We start from the raw sequence: 19,269 nt of genomic DNA, 5'->3' as shown, positions 1-19,269 counted from the left end.
GCGAAGCCCGCGGGCACCAATGCCTTCACCTGCCTTCCGGGGCTGCTACTTCGACGCGACGCCGATGTTGAGGTAGTCGTACTGACCGCTGAAGGCCGCCGTGGAAACCAGGTTGGTGTAGTTCTGCGGGCGGGCCAGCAGGACCTTGAAGTAGGTCAGCGGGACGAGGACAGCGTCGTCCATGGCCTTCTTGTCGATCTGCGTGTAGAGGCTGTTGCGCTCGTTGGTGTCCTGAGTGCCGATCGCCTTGGACAGCAGGGCGTTGACGTCCTTGTTGTCGTACTGCGACAGGTTGGTGTTACCGGACTGGCTGATCGCCTTGCCGTTCAGGATCTGCTGCAGGAAGCCGTAGCCGGAGGGCCAGTCGGCGCCCCACTGCATCATCTCCAGGCCGATGTTCTGCTTCTTGGTGAACTTCGGCACGCCCGCGTAGTCGGTGAAGTACTTACCGGACGGGTACTGCTTGAGGGTGGCGTTGATGCCGACCTTCTTCAGCGAGTTGATGATCGCCGTGGCGGCGTCGATCTCCTGCGGACGGTCCGAACGGGCGGAGATGTTCGTCGAGATCGAGGACTTGCCGCAGGCCTTCAGCTGGTCCTTGGCCTTGGCGACGTCACCCTTGTTGCCCGTGGTGGCGTAGACGTCGGACTTGGCGTAGCCCGGGATGTCCGGCGGGAGGACCGTGGAGGCGATCTCACCGCGGATCGGGCCGCCCTCGGCGGTCTGCACCGAGACCTTGTCGATCGCGTACTGGACGGCCTTGCGGCACTCGACCTTGTCGAACGGCGCGACCTTGGTGTTGATCGCCATGTAGACCAGACGGCCACCGTAGGTGTTGTCCGTGTTGGCCTTCTTCGACGGGTCGGTGATGACCTGCGCCTGCGTGGCGGCCTGGACACCCGTGCCGCCGAGGTCGATCGCGTTGCCGGCGAGGACGTCCTTGTCGATCGTCTCCGGGTTGACCTTCAGCTTGACGACGATCTTGTCCGGCAGCTGCTTGCGCAGCGGGTCGGTCTTCGCGTCCCAGTTCTCGTTGCGGACGAGGACGGCCTGCTGGCCCTCCGCGTAGCTCTGGAACTTGTACGAGCCCGAGGAGACGATGTGCTTGACGTAGTCGACGCCCGTGTCCTTCGCCTTGGGCACCGGGGCCGTCTGCGGGGCGGCGACCAGGTAGTCGAACTCCTGGAAGGCCTGCTTCAGGTGGAAGACGATCGTGGTGTCGTCCGGCGTCGCGATGGAGGACAGGCCCTTGTCGCTCTTGTCCTTGTACGGGCCCTTGTACTTGTCGCCGCCGGCCAGGAACTGCTGGAAGTAGTTCGGGCCGAGGGAGAGCACGTCACGCGCGAAGTTCGAGCGCTCGACGGCGTACTTGACGTCCTTCGAGGTGATCGGCGAGCCGTCCTCGTACTTCAGGCCCGAACGCAGCTTGTACGTCCAGGTCTTGCCGCCGTCGCTCGGGACGCCCTTGCTCGCGGCGAGGTCCGGGACCAGGGCGTTGCCCTCTTCGCCGGGACCGGGCTTGAAGGTCATCAGCGGGCGGGCCCACAGCCGGCTGAGGTTGTACATGTACGCGTAGTACGTGTTGCCCGGGTCGAACGAGTCCGGGACGTCGGACAGCTCGTAGGTGAGCGTGCCGCCCTTCTTGTCGGACGCGTTGACGACGCCCTTGGTCGCGGCGTTGGCCCCGGCCGACTTGGTGCCGTTCTCGTTCTTGTTGTCATCGGCCTTGCTGCAACCTGCAAGAAGCAGGCTGGCGGAGCCGATGGCCGCGATCGCGGCCAGCGCTGACCTTCGCATGATGGGCGCTTTCCCCTCCATTGATCGGAAAATTTTCGGGCTCTCCGCGGCAGGCGTCAGCGGCTGCGCGGGTCGAGAGCGTCGCGGAGACCGTCACCCAGCAGGTTGAACGCCAGGACGGTCACGAAGATGGCGAGACCAGGGACGATCATGAACATCGGGTCGACCTGGTAGAAGTTGACCGCCTCACGGAGCATGCCACCCCAGGACGCCTGCGGGGGCTGGATGCCGACGCCGAGGAAGCTGAGGGACGCCTCGAAGAGGATGTTGGTCGGGATGAGCAGCGTCGAGTAGACGATGATCGGGCCGACCAGGTTGGGCATCAGCTCCCGGAACAGGATGTACGGGGCCTTGGCGCCCATGCCCCGGGAGGCGTCGACGAACTCGCGCTCGCGCAGGGCGAGGGTCTGGCCTCGGACGATCCGGCCCAGGTAGGGCCAGTTGAAGAAGCCGATGACGAAGATCAGCACGCTCAGGTGGAGCGGCAGTCCGTCCAGGCCGAACGCGCCGCCCTGGAGGGTGGCGGAGATGGAGATGGCGAACAGCAGGAGGGGGAAGGCGAGGAACGTGTCCATCAGCCGGCTGATGATCGAGTCCACCCGTCCGCCGTAGTAGCCCGCGATGACGCCCATGATGGCGCCGATCACGTTGGACAGGATGGTGGCGCCGAAGGCGACCACCAGCGACACCCAGGAGCCCTCCAGGATGCGGGTGGCGATGTCCCGGCCGAACTTCGGGTCCACACCGAGCGGGTGATCGGCGCTGATGCCGCCGAAACTGCCCTTCGGCAGCGAGGTGTCCGGACTGATCAGGTCCTGGTTGAAGGCGTTGGGGTCGAGCCCGAACGCGGCCTGGATGGGGCGCGAGAGGATCGCGACGAGGATCAGCAGGACGACGATGACGCCGCCCGCGACGGCGACCTTGTCCTTCTTGAACCGGGTCCAGGCGATCTGGCCCAGGGAACGACCCTCGATCTGCCCCTTACCGGCACCCTCCAGCACAGCCTCCGGCTGTGCCTCGGCTGCCGCCCCGGTGGTCTCGATCGGTGCGGTCACGGTGAGCGACCCCTCTCGCCGGTGGTGACCGGCCTGCGCTGCCGCGGATTGCGGCTTTGTCGACTTGCCATCGAGCATGAGGTCTCGACCTCATGTCTGAGTCGGGAGTCTTCAGCGTCTTTGTGATCACCCGCCAGAGCTGACGGCGAAAGTATGCGCAACCGTGATGCAGTCCAGGGGATTCCGTTATCCGATCAGTGGGTAACGGCCATCGGACGCGGGCCAGTTGGGACAGAACGGCGAATCTACGCGCTTCGGGACGATCGGGCGATGTCTACGCGCGCAGAAGTGTGTCGGCCGTGTGAATTCTGCGACCCGGCCTCAAAGAACGTGCCACTCCGCTTGGTTGTCAGTAACCGCCGTGCACCGGTGGGTAGCCGTACCCGCCGGCCGGGGCCTGCGGCGGGACGGGAGCCTGAAGCTGGGGCTGCGGCGCGGGGGCGTGCGCCTCGCGGTCGTAGAAGGGGCGCGCGTTGGCCCGCATCCACATCACGACCGGGTCGTAGCCGTCGGTCATCGCGACCGTCGACACCGGCAGCCCCTCCGGGACGGCGCCGATGGACTGCTGCATCATCGCGCGCACCGAGTCGACCGCGGCGGGCGAGGTCTCGTACACGTCCAGGCCGATGGCGAGATACGGCGCCCCGAGCGCGGGCTGCACCCAGGCGCGGCGCAGCGAGCGGAGCGCGGGGGTGCGGTGCGCGTTCTGCGCGAGCAGGGCGTAGAACTGCGGGATCTCGATGCCGGGCTCCGACAGGCGGAGCGGGCCGGCGGGCTGGCGGTCCAGGCCGGTGGCGATGCGGCGCAGGTCCAGCCAGGGGATGCCGACGCCGCCGCCCGGGGCGTGCGGATTGAGCCAGAGGCCGAAGTGGTCGGGGTAGAGGGTGCGGGCCACGTCCAGGCCGTCGACCACTTCGTACGAACGGTTCCAGCCGCTGGCCGACAGCTCCTGGGCGGAGGTGACGCAGGGGGCGTAGTGGAAGCCGTCCACCTCCATGTCCCCGTACTGGGCGTCCGGGGAGCCGGCCTGGCCGTGCCACAGGAGCATCCAGATCTGGCCGGAGGAGGGGGTGGCGAGGGCGCGGAGCAGGGCCTCGTAGGCGTCGTAGCGTCCGGGGGTGACCTGGCGCAGCATGTGCTCGACGCTGCCGCTGTGGCTCGCGCTCACCTGTTGTACCGGCCCTTCTTCTCCGTGCCCCGCGTTTGGAGACAGCTTAAGCGCCCAGTGGCTCGGGGCCTTCTGTTCGTGCGCGGGTGCGGGTGGTGGTGGGTTCTCGCGCAGTTCCCCGCGCCCCCTGCGTCGGCTGCACCTGGGCCGGGTTCTAGTGGCCGTACTGGTAGAAGGGCCGGACGTTCGTCTTCAGCCAGTCGGAGACCGGGTCCTCGGCCACGTCCATGAGGACCAGGTTGACCGGCCATTTGACCGGGACTTTGCCGAGGGCCCTGCCGAGGGCGTCCAGGGGCAGGGCCCGGATGTCGCCCTCCCACTGGGAGAGTTCCACGCCCACGAACATCACCGGGTCGGCCGTCTCGATGGCGGCCAGGCAGCGGCGGGCGGTGAGGACCACGCCGGTCCCCGCGAACTCGGCGGAGGCCGCGGAGAGGAAGTCGACCGGGTCCTCCTGCCAGTCGGGCTCGAAGAGGCGGACCCGGCCGCCGGTGCCGGGGCCGTCGAGCGGGGTGCGGCCGGCGCGGCACAGCTCGGCCACGGCGTCGGGCGGCAGCGGGATGCCGACCACACCGCCCGGGTTCACCGCGATGCCCGCCTGCGGCGGCAGACCGCGCGCGAACTCCACGGCCGGGGCGATGGTGTACGACATGTGGGAACCTGCCGCCTGGCGCAACTGCTCCTCGGAGCTGAACACCGGGACGTACACCTGGCCGTCGATGTCCATCGTCGGCAGGTCCAGCGGGCCGCTGTGCGGTCCCCCGCCGTTGGGCAGCGGTATCCACAGGAAGCTGCGGCCGAGGACCTCGATGATCCGGCCGCCCGCCGAGGGGATGCCCAGGGAGGCCGACAGCACCTCCTCCAGTTCGTTGCCGGGCCATCCGCCGTGCGGGTGGGGGTGCGCCTGTGCCGGGAAGTCCGCGGGAATGTCCGCCGGGAAGTCCATCTGCCTACCGCCTGCTGGTAACCACTGCTGTGAGCAAGAAGGCTAGCGGGTGGCCGTGACGGTGCCTCACCGTGCGAAGCCGACCCGGCTCAGGACGTCCGCCGCGTCCCGGTCCAGCAGCACCGCCGCGCCGCAGCCGGCGGGCAGCTCCCCCTTCTCCACCGCGCGCAGCAGCCGTCCCGTGGTACGGCGGTGCCGGCGGAAGGCGTAGCGGGAGACGCCCCGGCCGCGCTCGCGCTGGCCCGCCCGGGCCGTCTCGGGGCTGACGTCGAGGAGGAGCAGGTGCAGGGTGGCGCCGCGGCGCCGGGCCTCGCGGGCCAGCCAGGCGCGCACCCAGGGCTGGGTGCCGCAGTCGTGCACGACGACGCCCTCGCCGGTGCGCAGCGCCCGGCGCAGCCCGGCGTAGTGGGCGAGGCGGACCAGCGGGCGGTAGAGCGCGTAGGGGACGTGGCGGGGGACGCGGGCGTCCCAGCGGTCGCGGGTGTCCTGGGAGTCGACGCGGTGGCCGGTGACCGCGCGGTGCATCAAGGTGGACTTGCCGCTGCCGGGCAGACCGGTGATCACCACCAGGTCGCGGGGGCCGAAGAGCAGGGCGTGCGGGCTGCGGCCCGCGCGGTCGCGCAGGTCGCGGACGACCGGGGCGGGGCGGTCCGCGCGGCGCCCGCGGGCCAGGGCGGAGGGCTGTCCGGGCACCGCGATGCCGGCGTCGGTGGCGTAGGCCGATGTCCTGTTCACCGTGATCGTCCTCCCCTGTGGGCTCGGTCATCCCCATGCCCGTTGTATGTAAAGAGAAGGTAATGGGCAACGGTAGGAGGTTCATGTGCGTTCTGCCACAGCTCGGTCACAAGGAGCACGCTCTGGATGGCCGGGGAGCGGCGTGCAATGATGTGCCCGCCAACTGCATACCGGCCGCTTGAATCCGCGCGGGAGAGTTCCCAGCCCCGGGCTGGGACGCCGAAGGAGCAAGTCCCTCCCTTGAATCTCTCAGGCCCCGTTACCGCGCGGGCGAGGCACATCTGAAAAGCGGGCCGCTGTGTCAGTGGCTCCACCCAAGGTGCAAGCCCCGATCGTCCCTGTGGCGGTCGTGGCGAACCTCTCAGGTTCCGATGACAGATGGGGAGGAACGTTCCTCGCCTGTCCGCTCGCCTTGGGAGACGACCGTCCGATGAGCAGCACTGAACTCCGCCACACCGCGCTCGATGCCGTGCATCGCGCGCTCGGTGCGACGATGACCGACTTCGCCGGCTGGGACATGCCCCTGCGCTACGGCTCCGAGCGCGACGAGCACCTCGCCGTGCGGACCAGGGCCGGTCTCTTCGACCTCTCCCACATGGGCGAGATCACCGTCACCGGCGACCAGGCCGCCGCGTTCCTGAACCACGCCCTGGTCGGCAACATCGCCTCCGTCGGCGTCGGCCGCGCCCGCTACACGATGATCTGCCAGGCCGACGGCGGCATCCTGGACGACCTGATCGTCTACCGGCTGGCCGAGACCGAGTACATGGTCGTGGCCAACGCCTCCAACGCCCAGGTCGTGCTGGACGCGCTGACCGAGCGCGCCGAGGGCTTCGACGCCGAGGTCCGGGACGACCGGGACGCGTACGCGCTGATCGCCGTGCAGGGCCCGGAGTCCCCCGGCATCCTGAAGTCCCTCACCGACGCCGACCTCGACGGCCTGAAGTACTACGCCGGCCTGCCCGGCACGGTCGCCGGCGTCCCGGCGCTGATCGCCCGCACGGGCTACACCGGTGAGGACGGCTTCGAGCTGTTCGTCAGGCCGGAGCACGCCGTCGAGCTGTGGCAGGCGCTGACCAAGGCGGGCGAGGGCGCCGGGCTGGTCCCGTGCGGGCTGTCCTGCCGGGACACGCTGCGCCTGGAGGCGGGCATGCCGCTGTACGGGCACGAGCTGACCACCTCCCTCACCCCGTTCGACGCCGGGCTCGGCCGCGTGGTCAAGTTCGAGAAGGAGGGCGACTTCGTCGGGCGCGAGGCGCTCGCCGAGGCCGCCGCCCGGGCCCAGGAGAACCCGCCGCGGGTCCTGGTCGGCCTGGTCGCCGAGGGCCGCCGGGTGCCGCGCGCCGGTTACGCCGTCGTCGCCGGCGGCGAGGTGGTCGGCGAGGTCACCTCCGGTGCCCCCTCCCCCACCCTGGGCAAGCCGATCGCCATGGCCTACGTCGACGCGGCGCACGCGGCGCCCGGCACCGAGGGCGTCGCCGTGGACATCCGGGGCACCCACGAGCCGTACCAGGTCGTGGCGCTGCCGTTCTACAAGCGCCAGAAGTAGACACTGGGCGCGGTCGCGCCTCCCGGGGACCCCGGTCCCGTGGCCGGGGCGTGACGCTGCGCACATTCGCCCGCTCACCAGCGGTTTCCATAGTCACCCCGTCATCAGCACCCTCGCGTGTACAGGAGAATTCAGGCCATGAGCAACCCCCAGCAGCTGCGCTACAGCAAGGAGCACGAGTGGCTGTCGGCCGCCGAGGACGGCGTCGCGACGGTCGGCATCACGGAGCACGCCGCCAACGCGCTCGGTGACGTCGTCTTCGTCCAGCTCCCCGAGGTCGGCTCCACGGTGTCCGCGGGCGAGACCTGCGGCGAGCTGGAGTCGACGAAGTCGGTGTCCGACCTGTACTCGCCGGTCACCGGTGAGGTCACCGAGGTCAACGAGGACGTCGTCAACGACCCGTCGCTGGTGAACTCCGCCCCCTTCGAGGGTGGCTGGCTGTTCAAGGTACGCGTCGCGGAGGAGCCGGCCGACCTGCTCTCCGCCGACGAGTACACCGCCTTTTCCGCCGGCTGAGGAGTCGTAGCCGTATGACTGTCCTGAACACGCCCCTGCACGAGCTGGACCCGGAGATCGCCGCCGCGGTCGACGCCGAGCTGGTCCGCCAGCAGTCGACCCTGGAGATGATCGCCTCCGAGAACTTCGCGCCGCTCGCGGTGATGGAGGCGCAGGGCTCGGTCCTGACCAACAAGTACGCCGAGGGCTACCCGGGCCGACGCTACTACGGCGGCTGCGAGCACGTCGACGTCGCCGAGCAGATCGCCATCGACCGGGTCAAGGAGCTGTTCGGCGCCGAGTACGCCAACGTGCAGCCCCACTCCGGCGCCTCCGCGAACCAGGCGGCCCTGTTCGCGCTGGCCCAGCCCGGGGACACCATTCTCGGCCTGGACCTGGCGCACGGCGGCCACCTCACCCACGGGATGCGGCTGAACTTCTCCGGCAAGCAGTTCGACGTGGTCGCCTACCACGTGGACGCCGAGACCGGCCTGGTCGACATGGCCGAGGTCGAGCGGCTCGCCAAGGAGCACCGCCCCAAGGTGATCATCGCGGGCTGGTCGGCGTACCCGCGGCAGCTCGACTTCGCCGAGTTCCGCCGGATCGCCGACGAGGCGGGCGCGTACCTGTGGGTCGACATGGCGCACTTCGCGGGCCTGGTCGCGGCCGGTCTGCACGCCAACCCGGTGCCGTACGCCGACGTGGTCACCTCCACCACCCACAAGACGCTGGGCGGTCCCCGCGGCGGCATCATCCTCGCCAAGAAGGACTTCGCGAAGAAGCTGAACTCGTCCGTCTTCCCGGGCTTCCAGGGCGGTCCCCTGGAGCACGTGATCGCGGCCAAGGCGGTGTCCTTCAAGGTCGCGGCCTCGGAGGACTTCAAGGAGCGCCAGCGTCGTACGGTGGAAGGTGCCCGCATCCTCGCCGAGCGCCTGACCGCCCCGGACGCCCGCGAGGCCGGCGTGAACGTGCTGTCCGGCGGCACGGACGTGCACCTGATCCTGGTGGACCTGCGCGCGTCCGAGCTGGACGGGCAGCAGGCCGAGGACCGGCTCCACGAGGTCGGCATCACGGTCAACCGCAACGCCGTCCCGAACGACCCGCGGCCGCCGATGGTCACCTCGGGTCTGCGCATCGGTACGCCGGCCCTGGCGACCCGCGGCTTCACGGCCGAGGACTTCGCCGAGGTCGCGGACGTGATCGCCGAGGCGCTGAAGCCGTCCTACGACGCCGAGGCCCTGAAGGCGCGCGTGAAGGCGCTCGCCGACAAGCACCCGCTGTACCCGGGCCTGAACAAGTAAGTCCCCGGTGGGGCACCCGCGGAGGGTGCCCCACCACCCCCCTGCTGTCTTGAGGAGTGACCGTGGCCATCTCGGTCTTCGACCTGTTCTCGATCGGCATCGGCCCGTCCAGCTCCCACACGGTCGGCCCGATGCGCGCGGCGCGGATGTTCGCCCGCCGCCTGCGCAACGAAGGCCTCCTGGAGCGGGCCGCCGCCGTCCGCACGGAGCTGTACGGCTCCCTGGGCGCGACCGGCCACGGCCACGGCACCCCGAAGGCCGTCCTGCTCGGCCTGACCGGCGACTCGCCGCGCACGGTGGACGTGGAGACGGCGGACGCGCGCGTGGAGGCGATCAGGTCGGAGGGGCGGATCCGGCTCCTGGGCGAGCACGAGATCGCCTTCGACTTCGACCGGGACCTCGTGCTGCACCGCCGCAAGGCCCTGCCGTACCACGCCAACGGCATGACGCTGTGGGCCTACGACGCCGACGGCGAGGAACTGCTCACCAAGACGTACTACTCGGTGGGCGGCGGTTTCGTCGTCGACGAGGACGCGGTGGGCGCGGACCGGATCAAGCTGGACGACACGGTCCTGAAGTACCCGTTCCGCACGGGCGACGAGCTGCTGCGCCTGACGAAGGAGACGGGCCTGTCGATCTCCTCGCTGATGCTGGAGAACGAGCGGGCGTGGCGCTCCGAGGAGGAGATCCGCGCGGGCCTGCTGGAGATCTGGCGGGTGATGCGCGCGTGCGTGGAGCGCGGCATGTCCCGCGAGGGCATCCTGCCCGGCGGTCTGAAGGTCCGCCGCCGCGCGGCCGTCTCGGCCCGCCAGCTCCGCGCCGAGGGCGACCCGCTGGCGCACGCCATGGAGTGGATCACGCTCTACGCGATGGCGGTGAACGAGGAGAACGCGGCGGGCGGCCGGGTCGTGACCGCCCCCACGAACGGCGCGGCCGGCATCATCCCGGCGGTCCTGCACTACTACATCAACTTCGTGCCGGGCGCCGACGAGGACGGGGTCGTGCGGTTCCTGCTGGCGGCGGGCGCGATCGGCATGCTCTTCAAGGAGAACGCCTCCATCTCCGGCGCCGAGGTCGGCTGCCAGGGCGAGGTGGGCTCCGCCTGCTCCATGGCGGCGGGCGCGCTCGCCGAGGTGCTCGGCGGCTCCCCCGAGCAGGTGGAGAACGCGGCCGAGATCGGCATGGAGCACAACCTCGGCCTGACCTGCGACCCGGTGGGCGGCCTGGTGCAGATCCCGTGCATCGAGCGCAACGGCATGGCCGCGGTGAAGGCCGTCACGGCCGCCAAGATGGCGATGCGCGGCGACGGCTCCCACAAGGTGTCCCTGGACAAGGTCATCAAGACCATGAAGGACACCGGCGCGGACATGAGCGTCAAGTACAAGGAGACGGCGCGGGGCGGGCTCGCGGTGAACATCATCGAGTGCTAGCCCGGCCGGGCCCCGGGAGGGGAGGCGGATCCCGAGGATCCGCCTCCCCTTCGCCGTCTCGTGGGCGGGTCGGCCGGTCGTCAGCGTGGTGTCCGGGCGGGGACGGTGGCCGAGACCGCCTGCTTCCACAGCGTGTAGGCGACACCGTCGGCGCTGCGGTTCAGGCCGGTGACGTTGACGTTGGCGGTGGTGTCGCAGGAGGAGTGGTAGCAGCGGTCGTACGCGGCGCCCGCCGTGCCGCCCCATTTGGCCGCCTGCGCCGAGGTCTTGCGGGCGCTCGCGCCCATGGCGTAACCGGACGTCGCGATGCCGTAGGCCTCGAAGGAGTAGTCGTCGGAGCGGCCCGCGCCCTCGGTGTTCTCCTCCGGCCGCAGGTTCAGCGAGTCCCAGTACGCCTTCATCGGCGCGGCGGCGGTGGAGTTGATGTGGTTGATGAAGTAACCGCCGTTGGGCGAGGCGACCATGTCGAAGTTGTAGTACGCCTTGATCGCCGAACGCTGGGCGGAGGTCAGGGAACGGACGTAGAAGTCCGAGCCGTTGAGACCCTGCTCCTCGTCCGTCCACCAGCCGAAGCGGACGCGGGCCGCCATCGAGGGGCGGGTCTCGGCCAGTTTCAGCGCGACCTCCAGGAGGGTCGCGCTGCCGGAGCCGTTGTCGTTGATGCCGGGTCCGGCGGAGACGCCGTCGAGGTGTGAGCCGAACATGTACACCTTCGACGCGTCGCCGTAGGGCCACTCGGCGATCAGGTTGGGTCCGGCGCCGCGGGTGCAACCGGAGGTGCACGCCTGCTCGGTGACGGTGTAACCGGCCGCCTGGAGCCTGCCCTTCACATAGGCGACCGAGTCGCGGTAGCCCTGGCCGGTCGACCTGCGGTTGCCGCCGTTGCGGCTCGCTATGGCGCCCAGTTCGCCGAGGTGCGCCTGGACCCTGGTGACGTCGATGTCGGGCGCGGCCGCGGTCAGGGCGGCGGTGGCGGGGCGCGGGGAGGCCGCTTCGGCGCTCGGGGGCAGCGCGGCGAGGCCGGCGGCGGTCGTGGCGAGCGCGAGGCCCGTCAGGGTGACTCTTCGTGGTGCTCGCACTGTGTCTCCTTGTGGGGTGAGGAAACGGAAGGTGAGGGCCGGGCCTGGGGAGCCGCGCCACCTCCCCCTGATAGTCATGTACATGCCAAGAGCTGGTCAAGCCTCGGTCCATGAGATCGGCCGGATCAGGAGCCTGCGCCCGCCCTCGCGGCCGATGTTCCCCGTGGGGCTACCGTGCGATAACCGCACCTGCCTACGCTGCCGCCAATTCTCCTCCGACCAAGGGAAGTTGGCGCATGCGTGGATTGAGACGGCCGGCGGTGCTCGTGGGTGCCGCGGCTGTGTTGGTGATGGTGCCGGGCAACGCCCACGCGGCGTCGCCGAAGTTCTCCGAGACGACGGCCATCGGCACGCACAACGCGTACGACAAGGCCAAGTACACGTACTTCGCACAGGCGTTGGACTCCGGCGCCTCACTGCTGGAGCTGGACGTCTACGTCGACAGCATCACCCACCGCTGGCGCGTCAGCCACAGCAACCCGCTGGGCAACGACAACAACTGCGAGGCGGCGAAGACCCCGAGCGAGCTGTACAGCAAGAGCCGCAACCAGGACCTCGGCGGCTGCCTGGACAACATGGCCGCCTGGAACCAGCTCCACCCCGACCACCCGCCGATCGTGGTCAAGGTCGAGATGAAGGTCGGCTTCAACGACAAGGCGGGCCTCGGACCGGACGAGTTCGACACGCTCGTCGCGCAGAAGCTGGGCAGCAGTGTCTACAAGCCGGCCGATCTGCTCGGCGGGACGTACGGCACCCTGGACGCGGCGGCGAAGGCCAACGCCTGGCCCGCCCGGGACTCCCTCAAGGGCAAGTTCGTCTTCGACCTGATCCCGGGCACGGTGGAGCAGTCCAACCCGTTCGACAGCTACTGGACGGACGAGGAGTACGGCGACCACCTGCGCGACCTGAAGGCGGCCGGCAACATCTCGGCGGCCCAGGCCTTCCCGGTCGTCCTCGGCGCCGCGAACGGCGACCCGCGCACCAGCCGCTACGACGCCTCGATCCGCCCCTGGTTCGTGTTCTTCGACGGTGACGCGGCCACGTACGTCAACAACGGCTACGACACCTCGTTCTACTCCGCGAACCACTACATCCTGATCACCACGGACGCCCACAACGTGTCACCGGCGATCTCCTCCACCAACCCGACGGACGCGGAAGTCGCCGCACGCCTGGATCTTTTGGCCAGGAACCACGCCAGCCTGATCACCTCGGACTGGTCGGCGAAGTCCGCCTCGGTCCTGAGTTCGGTGACCACCCGAAGCTGAGGTTCCACAACGGCGCTCACGGGGGACAACCTTCACATGCTGCATGGCATCGACGTGAGCGCCTACCAGTCCTCCTCCTACGCGACGAACGGTCTGTCCTTCGTCTTCATCAAGGCGACGGAAGGCCGTTCGTACGTCAACCCCAGACTCGCGGCCCAGACCAAACACGGGCGCGACGCGGGCCTGGTCGTCGGCTTCTACCACTTCCTGTGGCCCGGGAACCTGACCGCCCAGGCCGAGTACTTCCTCAGCCACGCCCCGGACCGCCGTGGCGACCTCCTCGCCGTCGACTGGGAGACCACCGGCGACGGCACCCACGCGAGCAACGCGGAGAAGGACCGCTTCATCCGCAAACTGAAGGAACTACGGCCGGACAACCGGGTGGTGCTCTACTGCAACCGCCACTTCTGGCTGAACGTCGACACCACCTCCTACGCCGGAGACGGGCTGTGGATCGCCGACTACGTCACCGCCGGCAAGCCCCGCATCCAGGCCAAGTGGCGGTTCCACCAGTACACCAGCGAACCCCACGACAAGGACGTGGTGAACTTCGCGAGCAAGGCGGCACTGAAGGAGTGGGCCACGAGCGCGTGACGGGCTCATGGCCCCGCTCACCTCGCCGGGGTCAGCCCCGGAAGTCCGCCGGGCGTTCCGGGGAGGCCTCGGTGAGGGCCTTGCGTACCGCCTCCGTGCCGGCGCGGAGGCCGTAGACCGGGGTGCCGGGCTGCTGGCGCCAGGAGTCGGCGATGGTGCCGGCGTCGACCGTGTCGAAGCCGAGTTCGTCGATCAGGTCGCGGACGATCCGCTTGGCCGCCTCGTCGTCGCCGGCGACCGGGAGGGCCATGCGCTCGGGATCGCCTGCGGGGCGGGGCCGGTCCAGGATGTCCTGGGCGTAGGTGCCGTTGAAGGCCTTGATCACCGGGTGGCCGAGGTGCTGCTCGGTCCAGCGGCTCTCGGTGAGGCCCTCGTCCTCGATGGCCGCGATCCGGCCGTCCCGCTGCTGCGGGTAGTAGTTTCCGGTGTCGATCACCGCGACGTCCTCCGCCGCGCCGTCCAGCAGGCCGGCAGGCAGGTCCGGGACCGTCTTCAGCGGCACGGTGACGACCACGACCTGGGCGCCCTTGGCCGCGTCCTCGGCCCGGACAGGGGTGGCGCCGGTCTCCTGCGCGAGGTCACGGAGCGTCTCGGGGCCCCGGGAGTTGGCGACGGACACGTCATGGCCGAGGGCGGTGAGCCGCCGGGTGAGGTTGCCGCCGATGTTCCCCGCGCCGATGATGCCGATCTTCATGGCTGACCCTCCGGATGATCTATGCATGTGCATGCAGATGTTCCCGCGTCAACCTCGCTGAACGCCGGACTATTCCGCGCCGTGCGCCGAATCGGTGACGCCGCCCGGCCGGCGCGCGGCGCGCTCAGATCCGTACCACGATCTTTCCCGTGTGCTCGCTGGACTCCATCAGCCGGTGGGCGTCCGTGATCCGGTCCAGGCCGTAGAAGACCTCGGCGATCACCGAGCGCAGGGTGCCGTCGGCAAGGTCGGAGCCGAGGTGGTGGGCGGCGCGGTGGCGGCCCCCCGGATCGCCGGTGATCACGAGGTTCGCGTACCCGTGGACAGTGAGCGGCCACCGCCGGGGCAGCAGGATGGGCTGCTCGTCGAGCCGGCCGTAGCTGACCAGGGTGCCGTCGGGGGCGACCGCGTCACCGAGCGCGGCGAAGCCGGGACCGCCGACCGCGTCCAGGACGATGTCCACGCCCCGTCCACCGGTCACCCCAGGAGGTCTCCCTGACCGTCCGGGCCGGTGAGCACTGGGCGCTGCTCGGCGCCAACGGCGCGGGCAAGTCGACCCTGCTGGGGCTGCTCGGCGCGGTGGTCCATCCGACCCGGGGCACGGTGCGGGTGCTCGGGCACCGGCTGGGCCGGGTGGACCTGCGTGAGCTGCGGGCCCTGGTCGGGCACGTCGACCCGCGCCATCCGCTGACCTCGCCGCTGCGGGTACGGGACGTGGTGCTCACGGGGGCGACGAACTCGGTCGAGCTACTCCCCCGGTGGCGGCCCACCCCGGAGCAGCCGGAGCGGGCCGAGGCACTGCTGGCCACGCTGGGGCTGGGGGCGCTGCGGGACGCCCGGTGGCCGACGCTCTCACAGGGACAGCGCGGCCGGACGCTGATCGCGCGGGCACTGATGCCCGAGCCGCGGCTGCTGCTCCTGGACGAGCCGGCGACCGGCCTGGACCTGCCCGGCCGGGAACAACTGATCGATGCGCTGGAGGAGTTGCGGACGGCTCATCCGGCGCTGGCGACGGTGCTGGTCACCCACCATCTGGAGGAGCTGCCGGCGGGCACCACGCACGCCGTGCTGCTGCGCGACGGACGGGTGCTGGCCTCGGGGCCGGTCGCGTCGGTGCTCACCGGTGACCAGGTCGGCAAGTGCTTCGATCTGCCGTTGACGCTGGAGCGGCACGACGAGGGGTGCTGGAGCGTGCGGATCCGGCGCGCGGCGTGACGGCACGACGGCATGACGAAGGGGGTGCCCGGACCGCTCGGGGCGGGCACCCCCTGTCGCCGGCGGGTCACTTGCTCAGGTAGGCCCAGAACTCGTCGAACGACAGCACCTTGTCGCCGTTGAGGTCACGGGTCTTGATGACGGCCTCCGCGACCGTCTCGGTGACGTTCCAGTCACCCTGCTGCGCGAGGGCGGACTTGAACTCCGCTGCGGTGATGAATCCGTCACCGTCCGCGTCGATCCGCTGGAACTGCTTGCGTGCTTCCTCGATGTCCGCCACCGATCCGCCCCTTTTGGTCGTGTTTCTCATGCCGTGCTGGCGTACTGACGCTGGTCAGATTAACGGCCCGCACGAGCGCGGAGTGCGGCGACCACCCAGGCGAAGTCCTCGGCGTGCGGTGGCGCGGGCTGCCGGTTCACCACGGCGAGCAGTTCCCGGTAGCGGGCCACGCGATCGTCGAAGCCGGCCGTCATGCGGTCCAGTACGTCGCCCCGGTCGGCGTCGCCGAACAGTTCCTCCAGCACCTCCTCCGCCCCGGGCCCGGTGGGGTCGACGCCGCCCTCACGGACCGGCGCCACCAGGTCCACGAGCCGCTTGGCGAACCACAGCGCCCGCCCGCGCGGCTCACCGGGCCGCCGGTCGGCCGCGTTGAACTCGACGGCCCGGCGCATCTGCGCGCGGAACCCGGGGTCCTGGAGCATCTCGGCCAGCTCCACCCAGGCGTCGGCCTCCTCGGGCGTGGGGTCCTCCGCCAGGTGGACGGCGGTGCGCCGCATCCGCTCCTGGATGTCCGGGTCCACGGTGTCGAGCCCGTGCAGCGTCTCCGCCACGAACTCCTCCATGATCCGCTGCCGTTCGGCGGCGGACAGTCGCGCCAGCTTGTTCACGAGTGCCATCTCCTCTGCGGTCGAACCGCGTCGCGCCACGGTGGACAGCACCGCACGGGTCACCATGAGCGACCGGATCTGCGCGTCCAGCGCCGCGACATGCGTGGCCGCGACCTGGGCCACGGTCCGCTCGCCGGCCAGCACCCCGCGCACGTCCGCCAGGCCGAGGCCCAGTTCGCGCAGGGTGCGGATCAGCTCCAGGCGGGCCACGCCGCCGGCGTCGTAGAGCCGGTAGCCGCCGGACGACCGGGTCACCGGGCTGAGCACACCCGCGTCGGACCAGTAGCGGATGGTGCGCACGCTCAGTCCGGTGGCGCGGGCGAGCTCGCCGATGGTGAGAAGTCCGGTGCCGTCTTCGATCATGTCTGCGAGTCTGGGCCTTCCAGTGGGTGGAGACTCAAGGAGCGGGACTTGGAGACCTTGCGGGACATTCTCGACGCGGTGGCGGCCGGCGTGTTCCCGCCGGCGGACGGCGGTACGACGGTCGTGGCGCAGCCCTCACCGCGGGACGCCGGGGTGCTGTCCTTCACCGCGCACTCGGTGGTCTTCACCGACGAGGACCCGGAGTGGGTGCACGAGACGCTGCGCGGCCTGGACTGCGATCCCCTGGCGGCCACGATGAACCCGCGCTTCCTGACCGCCCTCATGGACCGGACCGGACGCCGGGCCGAGACCGTCGACGCGGTGCTGGTGGGCGACCCGCTGCCGGGTGAGCCCCCGCTCGCGCTGACGGAGATCGAGGACGCCGGCCACCCCCGGATCCGGTACGCCCACGGGCGCCGGGACGAGGTGCGGGCCTGGGTGGCCGACGGCGGGGTGCTGGTCATGGGGCGCGGGGTCGCCGGGCGGCTGGAGGTGTCGGTCGAGGTGGCCGAGGGCGCCCGGCACCGGGGGCTCGGGCGGCTGCTGGTGACCGCCGCCCGGCAACTCGCCGCGGAGCCGCTGTGGGCGCAGGTCGCCCCGGGGAACGCCCGTAGCCTGCGGGCGTTCCAGGCCGCCGGGTACCGTCCGGTGGGTGCGGAACTGCTGCTTCAGCGGAAGATGCCGGTGTGCCCCAGTGAGTAGCGGCCCGGCTGGGGGTAGACGGCGAGGCCGTGCGGACCGCTGCCGACCTTGACGCGGGCCAGCTCGGCGCCGGTGCGGGTGTCGATGGCGTACACCTCGGAGTTGTACCGGCCGGACAGCCACAGGACCTTGCCGTCGGCGGAGACCCCGCCCATGTCGGGGCTGCCGCCGCCGGGCAGGCGCCACTTCTTGGTGAGCCGGTTGCGGGTGAAGTCGAAGATGGAGATGGTGCCCTCGCCCCGGTTGGAGACGTACATCTCGCGGGAGTCGCGGCTGACGTAGAGGCCGTGGGCGCCCTTGCCGGTGGCGAGGAACCGGGGCGGGGTGAACTTGTCGCCGTCGAGGATCCACAGGCCGTTGGCCATCATGTCGGCGATGTAGAACAGCTTGCCGTCCGGTGAGATCTTGACGTCCTGCGGCATGGCGCCGTGGAACGGCAGCTTCTCCTGGGCGACGACCTTCATCCGCGCCGTGTCGACCTTGAGGATCTCGCCGCTGAACTCGCAGGAGACGATGAAGTAGCGGCCGTCGATGGAGAAGTCGGCGTGGTTGACGCCGTAGCAGGTCACCGGGACGGCCTTGACGACCTTCATGGTGTGCGCGTCGCGGAAGACGAGTTGGCGGTCCATGGAGGCCATGACGACGGCGTACTTGCCGTCGGGCGTGAAGTACAGGTTGTACGGGTCGTGCACGGCGACCGGCTTGCCGGCCCGGCCGGTCCGCGGGTCGATCGGGGTGAGGCTGTTGCCGAGGTCGTTGTTGACCCAGAGGGTCTTCAGGTCCCAGGACGGCACGACGTGCTGTGGCTGGCGGCCGACCGGGATGGTCTCGACGATCCGGTAGGTGGCGGGGTCGATGACGGTGACGGTGTCGGAGTTGGTGTTGGGGACGTACACGCGGGAGGGGAAGTCCTTGACCACGGGCGAGAGCCGGTTCGGCCGGTCGGCGGCGTAGAGGTCGGCCGGGTCGTCCACCGGTGGCATCCCGGGCAACACGTCGACCAGCGGCTTCCTCACCTGCGGCTGGACCGGCGCCTTGCTGACGGCGGGCTCGTCCGCGTGGTCGCGGGACCCGCCGCCGCACGCGGAGAGCAGCGTCAGGGCGGTGACGGCGGCACCGGCGGCCAGCAGGCGGGCGGCTTTCGTGGTTCGCATCAGCTCAGCAGCTCCGTGGTGGTGACCGCGCGCAGTCCGCGGCGGTCGAGTTCGGTCAGGACGTCGGGGAGGGCGGTGAGCGTGTCCGGGTATCCGAAGTGCAGGCTCACCACCGAGCCGTTGCGGACGCCGGCGAGGATCTCGCGGGTGACGGCGGCGGCGCCGGGGCGGGTGTAGTCGAGCGAGTCGACGTCGTACGACAGCACGTGCGGGTAGCCGGCGGCGCGGGCCAGCCGGGCGACGAGCGGGGAGGCGACCGGGGCGCGGGAGGGGCGGAACCAGGTTCCGATGGAGCCGGTGAGCCGCTTGAGCCGCTCGGCGCAGTCGGTGATCTCCCGGCGGGCCTCCGCCTCGGGCAGCGTGTTGACGCCGATGTGGCGCTGGGTGTGGTTGCCGAGGTCGTGGCCGCCGTCGAGGATGCGGCGGGCGAGGTCCGGGTGCTGGTCCAGCCAGGTGCCGACGGCGAGCACGGTGAGCCGCGCACCGCGCTGTTCGGCGGTGTCGAGCAGGGCGCGGGCGAGGGCGGGGTCCCCCTGGCCGTGGAAGGTGAGGGCCACCTGGGGGCGGGTGCGGGGGCCGTGGGTGATCTGGGCGGGGTGGCCGGGGTAGGCCCGCGGGGCGGGGGCCGCCGGGGGGTGGACGGAGGGGGAGGTGGGGGCCTGGGCGGGGGGCGGGGCGGCGGCCTGGCCGGTACCGCACCCGGCGGCGAGCGCGCCGCCGGCGACGAGCCCGGCCCCGGCGCGCAGCACATCACGGCGGTGAGTGGGGGTCACCCGCACCATTTAAGGCTGAGTTCAGGAGAAAACCGGCGATTAGCCCGATTTACACTGACTCCG

20 protein-coding genes and 2 riboswitches are annotated in these 19,269 nt (G+C 70.6%); of the genes, 8 read left to right on the top strand and 12 right to left on the bottom strand.

What is annotated here, in order from left to right; genetic code table 11:
* Window positions 1-45 precede the first annotated feature (45 nt).
* The 5 genes from OO52_RS36275 to OO52_RS36255 all read right to left on the bottom strand — a co-directional run bounded on the left by OO52_RS36275 (window position 46) and on the right by OO52_RS36255 (window position 5,701).
* The gene (locus OO52_RS36275) at window positions 46-1,818 is read right to left on the bottom strand and encodes an ABC transporter substrate-binding protein (protein ID WP_030654096.1); all 1,773 of its coding nucleotides are present in this window, start codon (window positions 1,816-1,818) and stop codon (window positions 46-48) included.
* 35 nt (window positions 1,819-1,853) lie between these two features.
* Window positions 1,854-2,852 (bottom strand): ABC transporter permease, encoded by a 999-nt coding sequence (locus OO52_RS36270; protein ID WP_030654095.1) that lies wholly within the window; start codon window positions 2,850-2,852, stop codon window positions 1,854-1,856.
* 349 nt (window positions 2,853-3,201) lie between these two features.
* Window positions 3,202-3,987, bottom strand: a complete 786-nt coding sequence (locus OO52_RS36265; protein WP_106972122.1) for an enhanced serine sensitivity protein SseB C-terminal domain-containing protein — start codon at window positions 3,985-3,987, stop codon at window positions 3,202-3,204.
* 187 nt (window positions 3,988-4,174) lie between these two features.
* Window positions 4,175-4,966: an enhanced serine sensitivity protein SseB gene (locus OO52_RS36260; protein ID WP_030654093.1), complete on the bottom strand. Its 792-nt coding sequence runs from the start codon at window positions 4,964-4,966 to the stop codon at window positions 4,175-4,177.
* Window positions 4,967-5,032: 66 nt separating this feature from the next.
* On the bottom strand, window positions 5,033-5,701 hold the full coding sequence (locus tag OO52_RS36255; protein WP_030654091.1) for an AAA family ATPase: 669 nt from the start codon (window positions 5,699-5,701) through the stop codon (window positions 5,033-5,035).
* A gap of 179 nt (window positions 5,702-5,880) precedes the next feature.
* A riboswitch (glycine riboswitch) is annotated at window positions 5,881-5,976 on the top strand.
* Window positions 5,977-6,089, top strand: a riboswitch (glycine riboswitch). It begins immediately after the preceding riboswitch.
* Window positions 6,090-6,131: 42 nt separating this feature from the next.
* On the opposite strand from OO52_RS36255, the gene gcvT reads away from it, so the two are divergent.
* From gcvT to OO52_RS36235, 4 genes are all read left to right on the top strand, one after another.
* Entirely contained in the window at window positions 6,132-7,250 is a 1,119-nt protein-coding gene (gcvT, locus tag OO52_RS36250) for a glycine cleavage system aminomethyltransferase GcvT (protein WP_030654090.1), read from the top strand.
* 138 nt (window positions 7,251-7,388) lie between these two features.
* Window positions 7,389-7,766 (top strand): glycine cleavage system protein GcvH, encoded by a 378-nt coding sequence (gcvH, locus tag OO52_RS36245; RefSeq protein WP_014675120.1) that lies wholly within the window; start codon window positions 7,389-7,391, stop codon window positions 7,764-7,766.
* 14 nt (window positions 7,767-7,780) lie between these two features.
* Window positions 7,781-9,046 (top strand): serine hydroxymethyltransferase, encoded by a 1,266-nt coding sequence (gene glyA / locus OO52_RS36240; RefSeq protein WP_030654086.1) that lies wholly within the window; start codon window positions 7,781-7,783, stop codon window positions 9,044-9,046.
* A gap of 62 nt (window positions 9,047-9,108) precedes the next feature.
* Window positions 9,109-10,476 (top strand): L-serine ammonia-lyase, encoded by a 1,368-nt coding sequence (locus OO52_RS36235; protein WP_030654083.1) that lies wholly within the window; start codon window positions 9,109-9,111, stop codon window positions 10,474-10,476.
* Between the two features lie 80 nt (window positions 10,477-10,556).
* Here OO52_RS36235 and OO52_RS36230 read toward each other — a convergent pair whose 3' ends face one another.
* Window positions 10,557-11,555 (bottom strand): M28 family metallopeptidase, encoded by a 999-nt coding sequence (locus tag OO52_RS36230; RefSeq protein ID WP_030654080.1) that lies wholly within the window; start codon window positions 11,553-11,555, stop codon window positions 10,557-10,559.
* Between the two features lie 236 nt (window positions 11,556-11,791).
* Between OO52_RS36230 and OO52_RS36225 the strand changes: the two genes are divergently transcribed.
* Both OO52_RS36225 and OO52_RS36220 read left to right on the top strand, forming a co-directional pair.
* A complete protein-coding gene (locus OO52_RS36225; protein ID WP_030654076.1) occupies window positions 11,792-12,823 on the top strand; it encodes a phosphatidylinositol-specific phospholipase C domain-containing protein in 1,032 nt (343 codons plus the stop codon).
* A gap of 36 nt (window positions 12,824-12,859) precedes the next feature.
* Window positions 12,860-13,417, top strand: a complete 558-nt coding sequence (locus tag OO52_RS36220) for a glycoside hydrolase family 25 protein (protein WP_030654074.1) — start codon at window positions 12,860-12,862, stop codon at window positions 13,415-13,417.
* Window positions 13,418-13,448: 31 nt separating this feature from the next.
* Here OO52_RS36220 and OO52_RS36215 read toward each other — a convergent pair whose 3' ends face one another.
* Together OO52_RS36215 and OO52_RS36210 are read right to left on the bottom strand one after the other, a co-directional pair.
* A complete protein-coding gene (locus OO52_RS36215; protein ID WP_030654069.1) occupies window positions 13,449-14,111 on the bottom strand; it encodes an NADPH-dependent F420 reductase in 663 nt (220 codons plus the stop codon).
* Between the two features lie 124 nt (window positions 14,112-14,235).
* The gene (locus OO52_RS36210) at window positions 14,236-14,592 is read right to left on the bottom strand and encodes a zinc-binding dehydrogenase (protein ID WP_030654065.1); all 357 of its coding nucleotides are present in this window, start codon (window positions 14,590-14,592) and stop codon (window positions 14,236-14,238) included.
* A gap of 14 nt (window positions 14,593-14,606) precedes the next feature.
* Between OO52_RS36210 and OO52_RS36205 the strand changes: the two genes are divergently transcribed.
* On the top strand, window positions 14,607-15,326 hold the full coding sequence (locus OO52_RS36205) for an ABC transporter ATP-binding protein (protein WP_051818856.1): 720 nt from the start codon (window positions 14,607-14,609) through the stop codon (window positions 15,324-15,326).
* A 67-nt stretch (window positions 15,327-15,393) separates the two neighbouring features.
* Here OO52_RS36205 and OO52_RS36200 read toward each other — a convergent pair whose 3' ends face one another.
* Both OO52_RS36200 and OO52_RS36195 read right to left on the bottom strand, forming a co-directional pair.
* Window positions 15,394-15,606, bottom strand: coding sequence for an EF-hand domain-containing protein (locus OO52_RS36200; RefSeq protein WP_014675107.1), 213 nt, complete (start codon window positions 15,604-15,606; stop codon window positions 15,394-15,396).
* A gap of 59 nt (window positions 15,607-15,665) precedes the next feature.
* Entirely contained in the window at window positions 15,666-16,577 is a 912-nt protein-coding gene (locus tag OO52_RS36195; RefSeq protein WP_030654059.1) for a MerR family transcriptional regulator, read from the bottom strand.
* A 48-nt stretch (window positions 16,578-16,625) separates the two neighbouring features.
* On the opposite strand from OO52_RS36195, the gene OO52_RS36190 reads away from it, so the two are divergent.
* Complete coding sequence (locus OO52_RS36190) at window positions 16,626-17,279, top strand: GNAT family N-acetyltransferase (RefSeq protein WP_030654055.1); 654 nt, start codon at window positions 16,626-16,628, stop codon at window positions 17,277-17,279.
* Here the strand turns inward: OO52_RS36190 and OO52_RS36185 are convergent.
* Window positions 17,246-18,433: a hypothetical protein gene (locus OO52_RS36185; RefSeq protein WP_030654051.1), complete on the bottom strand. Its 1,188-nt coding sequence runs from the start codon at window positions 18,431-18,433 to the stop codon at window positions 17,246-17,248. The genes OO52_RS36190 and OO52_RS36185 overlap by 34 nt on opposite strands.
* Window positions 18,433-19,215: a polysaccharide deacetylase family protein gene (locus OO52_RS36180; protein WP_199924869.1), complete on the bottom strand. Its 783-nt coding sequence runs from the start codon at window positions 19,213-19,215 to the stop codon at window positions 18,433-18,435. The genes OO52_RS36185 and OO52_RS36180 overlap by 1 nt, the downstream gene beginning before the upstream one ends.
* Window positions 19,216-19,269: the final 54 nt, after the last annotated feature.

The organism is Streptomyces flaveolus, assembly GCF_000716535.1.
In the GTDB taxonomy this organism is placed as follows: domain Bacteria; phylum Actinomycetota; class Actinomycetes; order Streptomycetales; family Streptomycetaceae; genus Streptomyces; species Streptomyces flaveolus_A.
The sequence above is the reverse complement of the archived record's forward strand: the minus strand, read 5'-3'. Positions and strand labels throughout refer to the sequence as shown.